Source organism: Streptomyces sp. NPDC059875 (assembly GCF_042731085.1).
GTDB lineage: Bacteria > Actinomycetota > Actinomycetes > Streptomycetales > Streptomycetaceae > Streptomyces.
Map to the genome: position 1 here is coordinate 168291 of NZ_JBHWJZ010000016.1, position 17168 is coordinate 185458.

The window sequence follows — 17168 nt, forward strand, 5'->3', positions numbered from 1 at the left end:
GCTCCCGTGGCTGTCGGGTGTCGCCCCCGGGGCGCGGGCCTGCCGGGGGTGGGGCTCGGGGGCGGGCCCCGCGGCGGGGGCCCGTCGCTAGTGGACGACGCTGTAGCTGCGCCAGGGGAGCGTGCCGGGCGCAATCGAATCGGACAGGGTCGTGGCGACGTAGATGGGCGTCCCGCCCGTGCAGTTCGGTGTCCGGTACAGGTTGATGTCGTTCAGTGTCCGGTTCTCCACCCGTGTCACGCCGTGGGGCGCGAGCAGCCGGTGACAGCCGTTGACGGAGGGACTGGTCACGGTGATCACGGCCTCGTGCTCGGTCTCGTAAGTGAGGGTGCCGACCGCGGTGCGGCCGAGGCCGGAGCAGCCCGCGACGGCGAGTGTCAGGAGCGCGGTCCCGGCGGCGGTGCCGAGACGCCGGTGAACGGACATGGCGGATCCTCGTCTGTCGGGCGAAGGCGGCAGAAGGCCTGTTTCCCGTCACCCTGCCGCCTGCCGGGCGGGCTGTCACCCGCTGATGGGCCGCCCGGGCGAAGCGGCACGGGCCCCGTTGTCAGACCCCACCCGTAAGGTCGGAGATCCAGTCGGATTCCGTCGCGGAACGGGAGGTGAGCAGCGCCGTGACACACACCTGGCAGACCAGCGCCGCCGTCTTCCTGCCGGCCGCCCTGCCCCGCGACGGCCGGGTCGCGTTCTGGGCCCCGGACGGCGGCGAGCTGCCCGTGGCGCCGGTCGGCGGCGAGCTGCCCGTGCCCCCGGACGGCGACACGAGCCCGGTACCAGGTCAGGTCGCCGAGCTCACCGTCGTACGCCGTCATGGCGCCGGAGTCCGCAGCCGCAAGGTCCCCGCCGTGATCCTCGGCGTCGCCGAGGCCCTGCCCCATCTGGTCGCCGCCCGTCACCACCCGGCCGCACACCCCGCCACCGCCTGCTGGGGCGCGGCCGCCCTGCACGCCCTGCATCTCGCCGCGCGGGGGCGGTTGCTGCCGGGGCTCACCGCCGACGACCTGGACGCCTGGCGGGCAGGGCCACTCGATGCCGACGACATCGCCCATCTGCGTGCCGTTGCCGCGGCCATGCCTCCCGAAGGCCATGCCGCGCCCGTCCCCGGCCTCAGCCCGCTCCAGCTGCCCGAGCCCGAGGCGCTGGTGCGCGCCTTCCTCGACGCGGTCGCCGACACCCTGCCCCGTACCCCTGCCGCTGCCCACGCGGCCGGCGCGCCGTTCGCCGCGCGTGCCCCGCAGCACCTGCCCCGCGCGCGTGCCTGGGCGGCCGAGGCCGCCGCCGGCATGGACGCCGGGGTACGGGTCTCGCTCCGCCTCGACCTCGCCGGATACGAACTCTTCGACATCGCCGACGAGGGCGGGGACGAGCGGCAGGCCGCCGCGGCCCTCCTCCAGATCCACAGCCTCGCCGACCCCACCCTCGTCATCGACGCCGCCGCCCTCTGGGCGGGCGACGGCGACGACCTCTTCGGGCCGCGCGCCCGGATCGACGCCGTCCTCGCGCTGCGCCGCGCGGCCCGCGTCTGGCCGCCGCTCGGCAGGCTCCTGGAGCGCGACGTCCCCGACGTCCTCGCCCTCACCGAGGACGAGCTGTACGAACTGCTCGGCCCCGCCGCCGCCCGTCTCGCCGACGCCGGGGTGGCCGTCCACTGGCCCCGCGAGCTGGCCCGCTCGCTCAGCGCCTCCGCCGTCGTGCGGCCGCCGATCTCCGCCCCGGGCTCCGCCACCGACGGCACGGCCTTCTTCGACAGCGAGGAACTGCTCCGCTTCAACTGGCAGCTCGCCCTCGACGGAGACCCGCTCACCGAGCGGGAGATGGACGCCCTCGCCGAGTCCCACCGACCCATCGTGCGGCTGCGCGACCAGTGGGTCGTCGTCGACCCCGACCTGGTCCGCAAGGCCCGCAAGCGCGAACTCGGCCTCCTGGAGCCCGTCGACGCCCTCGCCGTCGCCCTCAGTGGCACCGCGGAGGTGGACGGTGAGACCGTCCGCGCCGTGCCCGTCGGCGCCCTCGCGACCCTGAGGGACCGGCTCGTCGCCGGACCCGAAGAAGTCTCCGCGCCCTCCGGCCTGGACGCCACCCTGCGCGACTACCAGCTCCGCGGACTCGCCTGGCTGGACCTGATGACCTCGCTCGGGCTCGGCGGTTGCCTCGCCGACGACATGGGCCTCGGCAAGACCGTCACCCTCATCGCCCTCCACCTGCGCCGGGCCCGCCGCGCACCCACCCTGGTCGTCTGCCCCGCCTCCCTGCTCGGCAACTGGCAGCGGGAGATCCAGCGATTCGCCCCCGGCGTCCCCGTGCGTCGCTTCCACGGCGCCGACCGATCCCTGGACGGACTCGACGCGGACTCCGGCACCGGCGGATTCGTCCTCACCACCTACGGCACCCTGCGCACCAGCGCCCCCCAACTGGCGGGACAGGACTGGGGGATGGTCGTCGCCGACGAGGCGCAGCACGTCAAGAACCCCTTCTCCGCGACGGCCAAGGCGCTGCGCACGATCCCGACGCCGGCCAGGGTCGCCCTCACCGGCACCCCGGTGGAGAACAACCTCTCCGAGCTGTGGGCCCTGCTCGACTGGACCACCCCCGGCCTCCTCGGTCCGCTCAAGGCCTTCCGCTCCCGCCACGCCCGCGCCGTCGAGAACAGCGAGGAGATCGAGAACGAGGAGGCCGTCGAGCGCCTCGCCCGCCTCGTCAGGCCCTTCCTGCTGCGCCGCCGCAAGTCCGACCCCGGCATCGTCCCCGAGCTGCCGCCCAAGACCGAGTCCGACCACCCCGTGGCGCTCACCCGCGAACAGGCCTCGCTCTACGAGGCGGTGGTCCGCGAGACCATGGCGCAGATCGAGGGCGCCGAGGGCATCGCCCGCCGCGGGCTCGTCATGAAGCTGCTCACCTCGCTCAAGCAGATCTGCAACCACCCCGCCCAGTACCTCAAGGAACAGACGGCCAAGGGCGGCGGCACGGCCCGGCTCGCCGGCCGCTCGGGCAAGCTCGCCCTGCTCGACGAACTCCTGGACACGATCCTCGCCGAGGACGGCTCCGTGCTCGTCTTCACCCAGTACGTCTCCATGGCGCGGCTCCTCGCCGACCACCTGGCCGCCCGGGCGATCCCGGCCCAACTGCTCCACGGGGGTACGCCCGTGGCCGAGCGCGAACGGATGGTGGACCGCTTCCAGTCCGGCGAGGTGCCCGTCTTCCTGCTCTCCCTGAAGGCGGCGGGCACCGGGCTCAACCTCACCCGGGCCGGACACGTCGTCCACTTCGACCGCTGGTGGAACCCGGCCGTCGAGGAGCAGGCCACCGACCGGGCCTACCGCATCGGACAGACCCAGCCGGTCCAGGTCCACCGGCTGATCGCCGAGGGCACCGTGGAGGACAGCATCGCCGAGATGCTGCGCGCCAAGCGGGCCCTGGCCGACGCCGTCCTCGGCTCCGGAGAGGCCGCGCTGACCGAACTGACCGACCGCGAGCTGGCGGACCTGGTCTCGCTGAGGAGGCCGTCGTGAACCGCCGCCGACCCCCGACCGCGCGGTTCGCCGGCCCGCGCCACGACGACCGGCGCCGTACGTTCCCGGCACTCGCCCCGCGCGAGGCGCCGGACGACGGCCGGTTCGCCGCCACCTGGTGGGGCAACGCCTGGGTGGAGGCCCTGGAGGACACCGCACTCGACCCCGCCCGCCTCGCCCGCGGCAAGGCCTACGCCGGGCGCGGTCACGTCGACGCGATCACGGTCACCCCCGGCCGGGTCATCGCCTACGTCCACGGCAGCCGCCCCCGCCCGTACCGCACCGAGATCCGGCTGCGCACGCTCGGCGACGACGGCTGGGAGCTCTTCCTGGACGAGGTCGCCGCGCGCCCCGACCACATCGCCGCCCTGCTCGACAAGGACGTCCCGCACGCCCTCGAGGCCGTCACCGGGCTGCTGCCCGCGCCCGGGGACCTCATCCCCGACTGCTCCTGCCCGGACGACGGCTTCCCCTGCAAGCACGCCGCCGCCCTCTGCTACCAGTCGGCACGGCTCCTCGACGAGGACCCGTTCGTCCTCTTCCTCATGCGGGGCCGTGGCGAGCAGGAGATCCTCGCCGCCCTCACCCAGCGCAACGCGGCCCGCTCCGCCGCCGAGAAGACGGCGTCGGCGCCGCCGATGGCCACGATCCCGGCCCGCGCCGCCCTCGCCCCGCACCCCGGTCACTCGCTGCCGCCGCTGCCCCCGCCGCTCCCCGTCCCCGCGCACCCCGGCCGGCCCCCGGCCTACCCTCCGGACCCCGACGCCCCGGATCCCCTCGCCCTGGACCTGCTCGCGACGGAGGCGGCCGCCCGCGCCCACGCCTTCCTGGCCACCGGACACGACCCCGTCGCCGCGCTCACCCCCTGGCAGGACGCCGTGCGGCTGGCCGCCGCGCACCCCGGCTCCGGTCTCACCGCCTCCACCCGCGCGCTCTACCGCGACCTCGCGTACGCCCTCGACCGCACGCCCACCGACCTGGCCCGCGCCGTCGCCGCCTGGCGCCAGGGCGGCCTCGCCGGCCTCCACGTCCTGGAAGACCCCTGGGACCCGCCCGCAGGCCCCTTCGACCGGGCCCGCCCCGCGCTGCTCGCCTCCGACTTCCCGGCCTTCCGCCCCTGGCGCAACCGCCTGTCCACGCGATCACTCCAGCTCCGCTTCGGACGCGACGGGCTCTGGTACGGCTACGAGTCGGACGCCGACCGCGAGGACTGGTGGCCGCGCGGCACCCCCGACTCCGACCCCGTGGGCGCGCTCACCGATCTGCTCGGCCACTGACCGATAGGCTGGCGTGACGCGTCGACCGTTCGAAGGGGGCCTGGTGGAAGCCGAGTTGGTGGCACTGGCGACGGCGGGGGCGACCGCGCTCGTCCAGCAGATGGTGGGCGACGGCTGGGAGCGGGCACGGACCCGGGTCGCCGAGTTCTTCGCCGGACGCTTCGGGGCCGACGCCGACTCCGTCGGTGCCGAACTGGACACCGTACGGGGCGAACTGCTGGACGCCGAACGGGGCGAGGACGAACAGGCCGCGGCCGAGGCGCGCGCCGAAGCACTGGCCGAGTGGCGAGCCCGGATGCGCCGCAGCCTCCGGGACGATCCGGACGCCGCGGCCGAGCTCAGGGAGATCCTCGCGGAGTTGGCCGGGACCGGGGCGCAGACCGTCGAGGTGTCCAACACCATCGCCGGCGGGGTCCAGCACGGCGCGGTCATCCAGGCCGGCACGATCGGCAGCTTGCAGATCGGCAGCTTGCAGATCGGCGGCGGAGCAGACGGACAGACGGGGCAGAGCGGCCGGATTCCCGTACCGCGGAGCGCGCCGGAGGGCCAGGGCCGGTGAAACCCACCGTGCACAACGACCTCAGCGGCACCGTTCACGGTCCGGTCGTCCAGGCCCAGCACATCGGGACGCTGACGCTCCAGGAGGCCGTCGTCCCGGCACTCGTCCCCGGCACCCCGATTCCCCGGTTACTGCCGGCGCCCACCCGACACTTCACGGACCGGAGCGCCGAACTGGAGCGGCTGACCGCCCTCCTGGAGGACGACGACGAGACGCCGCGGCTGGTGGTCCTCTCCGGGCCCGGCGGCGTCGGGAAGTCGGCGACCGCGCTCCACTTCGCCGCCCGGCTCTCGTCCCGCTACGACGGCGGCCAGCTCCACGCGGACCTGCGTGGCGACTCGACGAGCACCGCCCAGAGCCCGTCCACCGTGCTCGCCCGCTTCCTGCGCGCACTGGGAGTGGCCGCGCAGTACGTCCCGGCCGACGAGCAGGAACAGATCGACTGGTTCCGGTCGTTGACCGCCGACCGTCGCCTGCTCACCGTGCTCGACAACGCCCACTCCGTGGCCCAGGTACTCCCGCTGCTGCCCGCCGCGCCCGGATCGCTCACCCTCGTCACCAGCCGCCGCCGGCTCTCCGGGCTCGTCCGCGAAGGCGCCCATCACATCGAACTGCCGCCCCTGGAATCGGCGGACGCCATGCACCTCCTCGCCCGTCTCGCGGGCCGCCCCCGCCCGGAGACCGGGACCGGGACCGGGACCGGGAGCGGAAGTGACGCGGGCGCCTCGGCGGTAGTCCGCCGCTGCGGCGGACTACCGCTCGCCCTGTGCATGGCCGGCGAGCGACTCGCCGTACGGACGCACCTGACCTGGGACCAGTTGGAGCGCGACATGGCAGCCGCCGCCGCACACGACTCCGCCTCGCCGGAACCGGAGAGCGACCCGGTCCGGGCCACCGCCGATGCCTCCTACCAGGACCTCGGCCCCGACGCCGCCCGCCTCTACCGGCTCGGCGCGCTGCGCCCCTGGGCGGGCCTGACCGCCCCGGCCTCCGCCGCGCTCCTCGACGTACCCGAAGCGCGCGCCGCCGAACTGCTCGAAGAGCTCGCCGGACTCCATCTCCTCGAGGAGTACGCGCCCGGACGGTACCGCTACCACGACCTCCTGCGCGCCGACGCCGAAGGGCGTGCGATACGTGAGGACGGCCCGGGGGAGGCAGCCCGGGCGGTGGGCCGGCTGCTCCGCCACCACCTCCGGGCGGCGGCCGCGGCCGATGCCCGCGTGATGCCCGGCCGCTGGCGCCTGGGCCCGGTGTACGCACGCCTTCCGGAGCGCGACAGCATCGTGGCCGCCGACGCGGTGGCCTGGCAGCTCGTGGAGCGCGAGAACCTCGTCGAGGCGGTCCGGACCGCCGACCACTTCGGACTCGACGACCTCACCTGGCAGTTGTGCGAGGCGCTGTGGAGTCTCTTCCTCCGCCAGGGCTTCCATCAGGACTGGCTCGCCACCCACCGCCTCGGCGTCCGGGCCGCGGCGCGCTGCCCCGACGTGCCCGAGGCGGAGGGACGGATGCACGCCCAGCTCGGCTTCGCCCATCTCGGCCTCGGCCACTACGAGGAGGCGGACAGCTGCTTCGAGGAGGCCGCGGAATCGGACCGGCGCTGTCGGCACCGCCGCGGCGAGGCGACCGCCGTCGAGTCACAGGGACTCGTGCGGCTGCGCCAAGGGCGGTACGCGGAGGCCGCAGAGCGCTTCGAGCGCGCCCGTTCTCTCACCGAGGACCGCCGCGCCGCAGCCCTCCTCGAACACCACCTGGGTCGCGCCCTGTCCGGCCAGGGCCGCCGCACCGAGGCGGTGGACCGGCTGGAGCACGCCCGGGAACTCATGCGCGCGCTGCCCGACCCGTACAACGAGGCGCGTGTCCTGACCTCCCTCGGTGAGGCGGCGCTCGCCGCCGGCGACCTCGGCGCGGCGGCCCGGCACCTCGCCGAGGCGGCCGAGCGGATGACGCACGAGTCCGCCCCCGTCCAACTGGCGGCGATCGCGGAGCTGCGGGCGCGCGCCGCCGGTTCGGTGGAGGAGCGGCGGCGCTTCCTGACGGAGGCCGTCGAGCGCCACGAGGCTCTGGGATCGCCCATGGCCGCGAGCCTGCGCGCGGAGCTCGCCGCCATCAGCCCACGGGTTTGACCGCGCCGATCGAGGCGACGGGGCGGCGCGTCACCTGTCCGTCGTGACGTCGACGTGGTGCCGGGCCCGTCCCGTCACCACCGTCATGCCGCCGGCGAGCGCGTCGAGAGATCGACCGCTCTCCCGCCAGGCGTGGAGAGCCGAGGCGTAGACGGCGGGATCGCACGGGTCGGGAAAGCCGTCCCGGCCGGGGCGGGCGGTCAGCGCCAGGACCGTGCCCTCGCGGGTACGGACCAGACAGCTGTCCCCGCCGGTCACGACGACGGCGAGCGTCGCGTACGGCCGCTCCCGCAGCAGTTCGGCGGCGCGCGGCGCGGGATGGGCGGGGAACCGTTCCACCACCAGATCCGCCAGGGCGAACCGGTCGGTCTCGTGCGTCGCGTCGTCCACGACGGTGTGCGCGTCGTCGGCCGCCGGCAGTTCGGGTTCGGAGTCCGGGGACGCGTACCGGGTGACGGCGATCTCGGGCGGATACGAGGAGGGTTCCCGGACCGAGGTGAGGACGCGCAGTGGAACGGTGACGGTCGACGTGAGCCCGTCGGGTGTGCCGAGCGGCTCCAGCCGGGCGGGCTCGTCGGGTTCCGGGAGCCGCAGCAGGTCGTGGAAGAGCGTCCGCAGCAGCCGGGCCGATGCGCCGGGGGCGGAAGTGGCCTGTGCGGCGAGGCCGTCGTGGCGGCCCGGCGTGTGCCCGTACCGTACGGACTCCAGCCGGGCGCGCAGCGGCTCCCCGGGTCGCAGGTGCGGCGCCGTCCGGCCGAGCGCGGCGACGGGTGAGGCCGGGTCGAGTTCCTCGTGGGGGAACGCGCCGAGCAGGACGGGGAGACCGAGTGCGGCGGCGTAGAAGGTGACGGAGCCGTGGTCGCCGATGACGCAGTCGGCGGCGGCGAGGGTCTGCCGCCAGGGCCCGAGCGGATCGACGAGCGTGAGACCGGCGTCGGTGGCCCGCCGGAGCCAGCGATGCACCTGGCCGGGGCCGTGGCCGTACCAGATGTTGGGGTGCAGGACGGCGCAGAGCCGGTACTCGTCGACGGGCAGGGTCCCCGTCAACTCCCTGAGCAGTTCCGGGAACCGGTCGCTCCCGAGGAGGGAGCCACGGCCCCAGGTGGAGTTCAGTACGACAAGGAGCCGGCCGTCGTCGACGCCCAGGGCGCGGCGCAGCGCGGGTCGGCGGTCACGCAGGGCGAGCAGCCGGTCGAAGCAGGGATCCCCGGCCAGGACCGACGTCTCGGCGGCCTCGGGGCAGGCCGCGGTGAGGCGATGGAGCTGTTCCGGGTGGGAGAGCACGGTCGCGGTGGCGAGGGGCTTGCCCTCGTACAGCAGCCACTCCGGGGCCATCCCGAAGACCGGAGCGGCCTCCGGGCGTCGCCCCGCCGACCGCCCGGTGTCCGGTGTCCGGTGTCCGGTGTCCGGTGTCCGGTGTCCGGTGTCCGGTGTCGCGAGCCTCTTATTGTATCCCGCACCGTGCGACAGGATGATCAACTTCCCCTGGAAATCCTGGAGTTCGCCGCCGTAGCTGGCGCTGATCACGAGATCCACCGGGGTCCGTCTCGCCTGCTCCCAGGGCAGGACCGGCAGCCCCGTCTTCTCCAGCAGCTCCGGCACGCCCGCGAGGAACGGGGAGGAACCCGTACACGTCGCCAGGCACTGCACCTCGAGCGCGTCGTCGAAGAGCGGCAGCACGTCGAGCAGCCGGGTCGCGGAGGTGACGTTGTGCACGACGAACAGGACCGTGCGCGCGACCCCGCGTGTCGTCCACCGCGCCGCGTCCGGCCCCACCGGCACCCGTAGTCCCCGCCCGCTCATGGTTCACCCCCTCGCCGCGCCACGATAACCGTCGGCCGGCCGCGGCGAGCGGAGCCGATAATTCCCCGTACGTTCGAGGTCACACCCACTCGATGGAGTGAATCACGCCAACGGCCTGATCCGGCCGGGTCCGGATCGCGTTAATCGCGGTACGGGCAAATGCCCGTGAAACACTCCGGAAGGCAGGAAGCCATGAGGCAGATTCGCCGAAGTGGTCTGGCCACACTGATGGTCACGGGTGGCGCGCTCGCGCTCTCGGCGGGCGCCGCGCACGCCGACTCCGGTGCCCAGGGCGCCGCAGTCGGTTCGCCGGGCGTGATCTCCGGCAACACGGTGCAGCTGCCGGTGCACGCCCCGGTCAATGTCTGCGGGAACACCGTCAATGTCGTCGGACTGCTCAACCCGGCCGTCGGCAACCGCTGTGCGAACACGAGCGAGCCCGACGGCTACGGCTACGGCTACGGCTCGGACCGGGACAGTGACGGCGCGCCCTCGTACAAGGACAAGCCCGGAACGCCGCGCGCCGGTGCGCCGGGCGGCGGCGGAAGCGGCGCCGGGCACGGCGGCCACGGCGGGCACGGGGGAGGCTCCTCCTCCAACGGCGGTGGCGCCACCGCCGAGAGCCACGCCGAGGGCTCCCCCGGGGTGCTCTCCGGCAATGGCATCCAGCTGCCGATCGACCTCCCCGTGAACGTCAGCGGCAACTCGGTCAACGTGGTCGGCATCGGCAACCCCGCCATCGGCAACACCTCGGTCAACGGCCCCGGCGGGCCCGAGACGCCCGGTGAGCAGCCGAAGCCGGAGGAGCCCGCCGAGCCGCTGCCCGTACCCGTACCCGTACCCGTACCGGGTGACGAGGTGGAGGAGCCCGCCCCGGCGCCCGGCCCGCAGACCAGCTCGGTCGCGCTCGCCAGCACCGGATCGGACCCGGTCGGCTACGCCGCCCCTGCCGGCGCGGCGCTCCTGCTCGGCGGCGCCCTGGTCTACCGCCGGGCCCGCCGCATGGGCGCGCAGGTCTGAGGCCCGCGGGTCCTCATGTACGGCGCCAGGCCCGGAGTACCGCCTCGATGGTCGGTGCGACCCTCGTCCGGGCCTGGTGACGGGGTACTCCCCGCATGAGCAGCGTGTCGTACTCGGTGTCGACATGGCGTACGGCCGCCCGCACGGCGGCGGTGACCGCACCCCGGTCCAGTGCCCTCCCGGCCGCCGTACGCCCCACCCGGCCGCTGCCCTTCTGCGCGGCGTGGGCCGCGATCTCCGCGGCCCGCTCGGCCGGGCAGTACGGAAAGAGCCGCAGGATCTCGGCCTCCAGCGCCGCTGTGACCCCCGCGTCCTGCTCCGCGCGGCGCACCGCGTCACGGGCCCGGCGCCGCGCCCGCGCCTCCGCGTCCGCCAGGCAGGCGACCTCCGCCCGGGCGAGCGCGGCCTCCTCGACGAGCAGCCCCTGACGCTCGTACCGCGTGCGGCGCCGGTTGTGCCGTACGACCACCGCCCACAGCGAACTGCCCTCGCGCGCCCGCCGGGTGAGCGCGGTGTCCCCGCGGCGCAGGAACACCAGATGCCCGAGGTCGGCGCAGTCCAGACAGACCGGTACGTGGAACTCGACGATCATCCGCTCCAGCGGCCCCTGCCGGCACTCCGAGCAGCGGCGGCGTCTGAGCGGTTCGACGACGACGGGCGCGACCAGGTCCACGGCGGACTCCTTCCCTCGGCCTGCCTTCGGCTACCTCTCGGCTGCCACTCGGTCGTTCAGCGGACGCCGGGAGCGGCCGCGGCGATGAACTGGTCCAGGATTTCCTTCGCCCTCCCCGAGCGCAGGGCGCGGTCCTCCTCGTCGGTCGACTCGTGCATGCAGTTCGTCATCTCGAAGGCCGATTCGGCCAGTTGGCGGGTTGCCGGGTCGTCGCACACCAGCTGGACCCGGAAGAGCGCCTGGCGTGTGGCGGTGCGCTGGCGGTACGAGGCGTAGCGCGACTCCTCGGCCTCCTCCGAGTCCGGGTCCTGGGCGGCCCGGAACCAGCGGTCGTTCTGGCTGCGCCGGTAGTCGACGACCGCGCCGGCGAAGGCGCTGTAGGCCGCGATCCGTTCCTGGCGCAGCTGTTCGTTCCGGGCCAGCGCCGCCGTACGTTCGGCGGCCCGCCCCTGGAACCAGTGTGTGGCGACGACACCCAGCAGGGTTCCCGCCACGGCGATCAGCGCCGTTTCCATGACCGGTTGCTCCTCAGCGCACTCAAGTGGCGTCGATAATCGTTCGATTCGCCGGGGCGACCCGGCTAAGGTCCGTCGCGTGGCAACGAAACTCAATCAGATCATCGCAGTGGAGAAGGGCGTCAAGTCCAGGGCGCAGCAGGACCTCACCGCGGCGCACCACGGGCTGCAGAAGCCCGCACTGCTCGCCGGCATCTCCCGTACGTACCAGCCGAAGGACGAGGAGGGCGAGCAGCTTCCGCCCGAGTCCACGCTGGTGCAGGTGAAGGCCGAGGACGTGCTGCGGGACACCGCGCGGGCGCTGACGCGGCTGTTCGATGTCACCGCGACCAAGGACTGGGCCAACTGCGAGGCGCGCGCCGACATCACCGTCGACGGTCGCGTCCTGGTGAGCCGGGTGCCCGTCGCGTACCTCCTCTTCCTGGAGAAGCAGCTGACGGACATCAACACGTTCGTCCGCAAGCTGCCCGTCCTCGACGCGGCCGAGTCCTGGACGCAGGACCCGTCGACCGACGCGTGGAAGACCGAGGTCGTCCGCACGGTCCGGACGAAGAAGGTGCCGCGCAACCACGTCAAGGCGGAGGCGACCGACAAGCACCCGGCGCAGGTCGAGGTGTACTACGAGGACGTGCCGGTGGGGTACTGGACCACCGTCAAGTTCTCCGGCGCCCTGCCGGCCCGCCGGGTGAACGAGCTTCTGGAGCGGGTGGAGAAGCTTCAGCAGGCCGTGAAGTTCGCCCGTGAGGAGGCGAACAGCGCCGAGGTCACCGACCAGCGTGTCGGGGACGCCGTCTTCGGCTACCTCTTCGGGTAGCGGGGACACCCACAGACTCCCCGGGCCACAGAACACGGCTCGGGGTGCGCGAGGAGCGCAAAGCTGAAGCTGAGCCTTGTCGTGAATCCGCGGTTCCAGTGGAGGTTCGAGTCCTCCTCCCGGCACTCACCGTTCCATGCCGGGATAGCCCAACCAGGCAGAGGCACACCGCGTCAATCTCAGACTATTGCTCCAGATTCAGTATGCGCCGCTCATCGCCGGATCGACCGGGCCCGGGCCCTGGTGCGTCGAAATGCCAGTTCGAATCTGGTCCGCCGAGCTCGATCGGCGGTGGTCCAATGGCAGGACGCGACGCAATGACGACTGACCCGGGTTCTCAAGTGTGCCGGCGTGTGACGTGAGCGGCATTCATCAGGGTCCGGGGGCAGGCTACGCCCTCGGACCCGCTCCTTTTCCCGCCCTGGTGCCTACTGCCGGTATCCGCTCAGGAATCGGCCGATGCGGCTGATCGCCGCGTCCAGGTCGTCGGCGTACGGCAGGGTCAGAATGCGGAAGTGGTCCGGCCGCGGCCAGTTGAAGCCGGTGCCCTGCACGACCTGGATCTTCTCGCGCAGCAGCAGGTCGAGGACGAGCTTCTCGTCGTCGTGGATCCTGTGCACCTTCGGGTCCAGGCGGGGGAAGGCATAGAGCGCGCCCTTCGGCTTCACGCAGGAGACGCCGGGGATCTCGTTGAGCTTCTCCCACGCCTTGTCGCGCTGCTCGTGGAGCCGGCCGCCCGGGGCGGTCAGTTCGTGGATCGACTGCCGGCCGCCGAGCGCGGCCTGGATGGCGTACTGGGCCGGGGCGTTCGGGCACAGCCGCATGGAGGCGAGCATGGTCAGCCCCTCCAGGTAGTTCTTCGCGTGCTGCTGGGGGCCGCTGACGACCAGCCAGCCCGAGCGGAAGCCCGCCACCCGGTACGTCTTCGACAGGCCGCCGAAGGTGAGGACGACGAGGTCGGGGGCGAGGGAGGCGGCCGGGTAGTGGACGGCTTCGTCGTAGACGATCTGGTCGTAGATCTCGTCGGCGAAGACCATCAGTCCGTGGCGGCGGGCGAGGTCGAGGATGCCCTCGACGATCTCGCGCGGATACACCGCGCCCGTGGGGTTGTTGGGGTTGATGATCACGACGGCCCGGGTGCGGTCGGTGATCTTCGCGGCCATGTCGTCGAGGTCCGGGTACCAGTCGGCCGACTCGTCACACAGGTAGTGCACGGCCTTGCCGCCCGCGAGTGTGGTCACCGCCGTCCAGAGGGGGAAGTCGGGGGCGGGGATCAGGACTTCGTCGCCGTCCTCCAGGAGCGCCTGGACGGCCATGGAGACCAGTTCGGAGACTCCGTTGCCGAGAAAGACGTCGTCGACGTCGACGTCCGGCAGACCCATGGCCTGGTAGCGCTGGGCGACTGCGCGGCGGGCGGAGAGGATGCCGCGGGAGTCGGTGTAGCCGTGCGCCTTCGGGAGCATCCGGATCATGTCCTGGACGATCTCCTCCGGCGCCTCGAAGCCGAAGAGCGCGGGGTTTCCGGTGTTGAGGCGCAGGACGCTGTGGCCCGCCTCCTCCAAGGCGTTGGCGTGCTCGATGACCGGGCCGCGAATCTCGTAGCAGACTTCGCTCAGTTTGCTCGACTGCCGGAACTCCATGCGACGACCTCCCCAGAAGTATTGATGCTTGGTTTTACCAAGTTCGAGCTTGGAAAGTCCAACAACTTGTCTAGACTGCGTCGCATGCCACGTCGCCGAAGCTATGACCAGTACTGCGCCGCCGCCCGCGCCCTCGACGTCGTCGGCGACCGCTGGACGCTGCTGATCGTCCGCGAACTCCTCGCCGGGCCGCGCCGCTACACGGACCTGCACGCCGATCTGCCCGGCGTCAGTACGGACATGCTGGCCGGCCGCCTCAAGGACATGGAGGGCGCCGAACTCGTCACCCGTCGCCGCCTGTCACCGCCCGTCGCGGCGTACGTGTACGAACTCACCCGGCGGGGCCGCGAACTGCTGCCGGTCCTGCGGGCCCTGGCGGAGTGGGGCGCGCCCGCCCTGGCGGAACCGCGGCCGACCGACGCGGTGCGCGCCCACTGGTTCGCGATCCCGCTGCTGACCGCCCTGGAGGGCGAGGTGGCGGGAGTGGTGCACGTGATCCTGGACGAGGGGGAGTTCCACGTACGCATCGGGGGCGACGGGCCGCCCGAGTACGGGGACGGGGCACCGGCCGACGGGGCCGACGTGCGGCTGCGGACGGACTCCGCGACCTGCCGGGCCCTGGCGAGCGGGGAGTCGATGCTCGACGAGGCGGTACGGGACGGACGGGTCGAGGTGACGGGGGACGGCCCTCTCGCCGGTGAACTGCGGGCGCGGCTCGCGCCGCTGCCGGTGAACTGATCGTCAATCCCCGTCCGAGTCATCCCCCTTACGGGTAGCGTACGGCTGTTTGGCGGCCATGAACCGAGGGGTCGCGAACGGGGAAGCGGGAGGGGCTGCTCCATGGGGATCGACGTCTGCACCGACCGGGGCACACAGCCAGGTGAGACCTTGGCGGTCCAGCGGACGGGCACGCGGGACACCCGCGGCACGCTGGTCAAGGGCACCTCGCGCGGCACGCTCCGGATCAAGCCGCCCAAGGGCCGCACGGATGTCGTCTTCCGTACCGTCACCCTCGCCCCGGGCGACTCCACGGGCTGGCACCACCACCCCGGCCAGATCATCGCCGTCGTGCAGTCGGGCACGCTCACCCGCGTCCTGCACGACTGCTCGGTCGAGACGGTGTCCGCGGGTGAGGCGTTCGTCGAACCCGCGGGCCGCAGGAACCGGCACATCGGGCACAACTTCGGCTCCGAACCCGTCGTGCTCTACATGACCTGCCTGCTGCCCCAGGACGCACCGCTGTCGATCGAGGCGGAAGCACCGGACTGCGCGTTCTGCCTCTCCTAGGGGCCGAGCGGCGGACGGCGCGCTTTACCGCGCGTGGCGGCCGTTCACGCGTCCACGCCCGCCAGGGCGGCGGCCAGCCGGTCCCGGGCCGCGGTCTGGGCGGCGATCCGCGCCTCCAGGACGGCCAGCCGCTCGCGGGCGATCTCCAGCCCGCGGGCGGAGGGCGTCGTGCCGGGCAGGTCACCGTCGAGGCAGGCGCTGAACGCGGCCACGTCCTCCAGGGTGAGCCCGGCATCCAGCAGATACCGGATGTTGGACACCCGAGCCGATGCCGACGTGTCGTACATCCGGTATCCGTTCGCCGCGCGGACCGATGTGATCAGCCCGGCCTGCTCGTAGTGGCGCAGCGCCCGGGCCGTCGTCCCCGTCCGCCGGGCCAGTTCACCGATGCGCAAGGAACCCACCTCCTCGCGCAGTCGTATCACGCGACCAGCGCACCGCCGTCGACGGGCAGGACCGTCCCGGTCAGGAACGCGGCCTCGGGCGAGGCGAGCCGGGTGATCGCCCATGCCACCTCCTCGGGAAGGCCCACCCGCCGGAGTGGGGTGTGCGCGATCTGCCACGTCCGGATCGCCGCGAGCTGCTCCGGGGACAGCCCCATGTGGTCCGCGATCGGCGTCTCGATCGCGCCCGGCGCGACCGCGACCACCCGGATGCCGCGCGGCGCGAGCTCCACGGCCCAGCACCGGGTGAGCGTCTCCAGCGCGCTCTTGGTCGCCGGGTAGACGGAGTTGTTCGGCCAGCCGCGCTGACCGATCGTCGTCGTGACATTGACGACCACACCCCCGGTCGCCTCCAGGGCGGGCACGGCGGCCTGGGTCAGCAGGACCGGGGCGACGAGATTGGTCTCCAGGAGCGGGCCGATGACCGACCGGTCGAGCGTGCCGAGGGGTCCGCCGGTGGCGATGCCCGCGTTGTTGACGAGGACGTCCAGCCGTCCGTGGGTGGCGAGCACCGCACGGACGATCTCCTCGCCCGCGCCCTCGGCCGTGATGTCGGCGACCAGCGGCCGGATCCCGGGATGCCCCTCGGCGGTCTCCTCCAGCGGAGCCGCCCTGCGGCCGACGGCGACGACGGTGGCGCCCCCGGCGGCGAACGCCCGGGCGGTGGCCCGGCCGATGCCGGTGCCGGCTCCGGTGACGACAATGATCCTCTGCGGCTCTGTGCTGTTCATAGACTCGATGCTCGAACCCTGACGCCAATGACAAGGTCAAGTCCGTGCGATTCGAAGCGATCACCTGGGAGCGGCTGGCCGAGGCCCTGGCCACGCACGTCGACGGGACGGTGCCCGGGGACGGCGGGAACTGGCTCAAGGTCGGCATCGACGGCGCGCCCGCGGCGCCGACCGGGGAGACCGCCGAGCGGATCGCCGAGGCGCTGCGGCTGCGCGGCCGGTCCGTGCTCGTCGTCTCGACCGAGGGGTTCCTGCGGCCCGCGTCGCTCCGCTACGAGTACGGGAAGCAGGACCCCGACTCGTACTACAGCGGCTGGTACGACACCGGGGCGCTGTGGCGCGAGGTCTTCGGGCCGCTGGAGGCGGGCGGCGGCGGGCGCGTGCTGCCCGACCTCTGGGACCCCGTCAGCGACCGGGCCACCCGCAGCCCGTATGTGGAACTGCCGCCAGGCGGCGTGCTCGTGGTGCACGGCCCCTTCCTGCTCGGCCACTGGTTCCCCTTCGACGTGACCGTCCATCTGCGGCTCTCCCCAGCCGCCCTCGCGCGCCGCACCGAGGACCTCTGGACCCTGCCCGCCTTCGCGCGGTACGAGACCGAGGTCGGCCCGTCCGACGCCGCGGACGCCGTCGTCCGCACCGACGACCCGCGCCACCCGGCCTGGACCGGGCTCAGGCCCTAGGGCCTGTCCGGAAAGTCATGGCAGCCAGAGTCGGAGGCAGGCGAGGGTGACCATGGCTTGGTAGTGGCTGGCGCGTTTGTCATAGCGAGTG

16 protein-coding genes are annotated in these 17168 nt (G+C 73.2%); 9 read left to right on the plus strand and 7 right to left on the minus strand.

The features are described 5' to 3' along the window. Positions 1–87: 87 nt before the first annotated feature. Entirely contained in the window at positions 88–426 is a 339-nt protein-coding gene (locus ACFV9D_RS21105) for a hypothetical protein (protein WP_385148142.1), read from the minus strand. 188 nt (positions 427–614) lie between these two features. Between ACFV9D_RS21105 and ACFV9D_RS21110 the strand changes: the two genes are divergently transcribed. From ACFV9D_RS21110 to ACFV9D_RS21125, 4 genes are read left to right on the plus strand one after another with little or no spacing between them, the layout of a single operon-like run. Continuing rightward, positions 615–3509, plus strand: a complete 2895-nt coding sequence (locus ACFV9D_RS21110) for a DEAD/DEAH box helicase (protein ID WP_385148145.1) — start codon at positions 615–617, stop codon at positions 3507–3509. Then, the gene (locus ACFV9D_RS21115; protein WP_385148148.1) at positions 3506–4786 is read left to right on the plus strand and encodes an SWIM zinc finger family protein; all 1281 of its coding nucleotides are present in this window, start codon (positions 3506–3508) and stop codon (positions 4784–4786) included. Before ACFV9D_RS21110 ends, ACFV9D_RS21115 begins: the two co-directional genes overlap by 4 nt. 43 nt (positions 4787–4829) lie before the next feature. Next, positions 4830–5345 carry a hypothetical protein gene (locus ACFV9D_RS21120; RefSeq protein WP_385148151.1) on the plus strand — a complete coding sequence of 172 codons (516 nt, stop codon included), beginning with the start codon at positions 4830–4832 and terminating at the stop codon, positions 5343–5345. Further along, the gene (locus tag ACFV9D_RS21125) at positions 5342–7471 is read left to right on the plus strand and encodes an ATP-binding protein (RefSeq protein ID WP_385148153.1); all 2130 of its coding nucleotides are present in this window, start codon (positions 5342–5344) and stop codon (positions 7469–7471) included. Before ACFV9D_RS21120 ends, ACFV9D_RS21125 begins: the two co-directional genes overlap by 4 nt. A 30-nt stretch (positions 7472–7501) precedes the next feature. On the opposite strand, the gene ACFV9D_RS21130 is transcribed toward ACFV9D_RS21125, so the two are convergent. Then, complete coding sequence (locus tag ACFV9D_RS21130) at positions 7502–9274, minus strand: hypothetical protein (RefSeq protein WP_385148156.1); 1773 nt, start codon at positions 9272–9274, stop codon at positions 7502–7504. Positions 9275–9466: 192 nt separating this feature from the next. Here ACFV9D_RS21130 and ACFV9D_RS21135 point away from each other — a divergent pair, with 192 nt between their 5' ends. Further along, the gene (locus tag ACFV9D_RS21135; RefSeq protein ID WP_385148159.1) at positions 9467–10294 is read left to right on the plus strand and encodes a chaplin; all 828 of its coding nucleotides are present in this window, start codon (positions 9467–9469) and stop codon (positions 10292–10294) included. A 13-nt stretch (positions 10295–10307) separates the two neighbouring features. Here ACFV9D_RS21135 and ACFV9D_RS21140 read toward each other — a convergent pair whose 3' ends face one another. Together ACFV9D_RS21140 and ACFV9D_RS21145 are read right to left on the minus strand one after the other, a co-directional pair. Further along, entirely contained in the window at positions 10308–10967 is a 660-nt protein-coding gene (locus ACFV9D_RS21140; protein ID WP_385148162.1) for a DUF2293 domain-containing protein, read from the minus strand. 56 nt (positions 10968–11023) lie between these two features. Beyond that, positions 11024–11482, minus strand: coding sequence for a hypothetical protein (locus ACFV9D_RS21145; protein WP_385148164.1), 459 nt, complete (start codon positions 11480–11482; stop codon positions 11024–11026). 79 nt (positions 11483–11561) lie between these two features. On the opposite strand from ACFV9D_RS21145, the gene ACFV9D_RS21150 reads away from it, so the two are divergent. Next, on the plus strand, positions 11562–12296 hold the full coding sequence (locus tag ACFV9D_RS21150) for a hypothetical protein (protein WP_385148167.1): 735 nt from the start codon (positions 11562–11564) through the stop codon (positions 12294–12296). A gap of 428 nt (positions 12297–12724) precedes the next feature. Here the strand turns inward: ACFV9D_RS21150 and ACFV9D_RS21155 are convergent, their stop codons facing one another. Then, on the minus strand, positions 12725–13936 hold the full coding sequence (locus ACFV9D_RS21155) for a pyridoxal phosphate-dependent aminotransferase (RefSeq protein WP_385148170.1): 1212 nt from the start codon (positions 13934–13936) through the stop codon (positions 12725–12727). 84 nt (positions 13937–14020) lie between these two features. Between ACFV9D_RS21155 and ACFV9D_RS21160 the strand changes: the two genes are divergently transcribed. Together ACFV9D_RS21160 and ACFV9D_RS21165 are read left to right on the plus strand one after the other, a co-directional pair. Further along, the gene (locus ACFV9D_RS21160; RefSeq protein ID WP_385148173.1) at positions 14021–14674 is read left to right on the plus strand and encodes a winged helix-turn-helix transcriptional regulator; all 654 of its coding nucleotides are present in this window, start codon (positions 14021–14023) and stop codon (positions 14672–14674) included. Between the two features lie 102 nt (positions 14675–14776). Then, positions 14777–15223: a cupin domain-containing protein gene (locus tag ACFV9D_RS21165; protein ID WP_385148176.1), complete on the plus strand. Its 447-nt coding sequence runs from the start codon at positions 14777–14779 to the stop codon at positions 15221–15223. Between the two features lie 44 nt (positions 15224–15267). Here the strand turns inward: ACFV9D_RS21165 and ACFV9D_RS21170 are convergent, their stop codons facing one another. Continuing rightward, positions 15268–15618, minus strand: a complete 351-nt coding sequence (locus ACFV9D_RS21170) for a MerR family transcriptional regulator (RefSeq protein WP_385148206.1) — start codon at positions 15616–15618, stop codon at positions 15268–15270. A 26-nt stretch (positions 15619–15644) separates the two neighbouring features. Beyond that, complete coding sequence (locus tag ACFV9D_RS21175) at positions 15645–16397, minus strand: SDR family NAD(P)-dependent oxidoreductase (protein ID WP_385148179.1); 753 nt, start codon at positions 16395–16397, stop codon at positions 15645–15647. 44 nt (positions 16398–16441) lie between these two features. Between ACFV9D_RS21175 and ACFV9D_RS21180 the strand changes: the two genes are divergently transcribed. Then, complete coding sequence (locus ACFV9D_RS21180; protein WP_385148182.1) at positions 16442–17077, plus strand: uridine kinase; 636 nt, start codon at positions 16442–16444, stop codon at positions 17075–17077. Positions 17078–17168 lie beyond the last annotated feature (91 nt).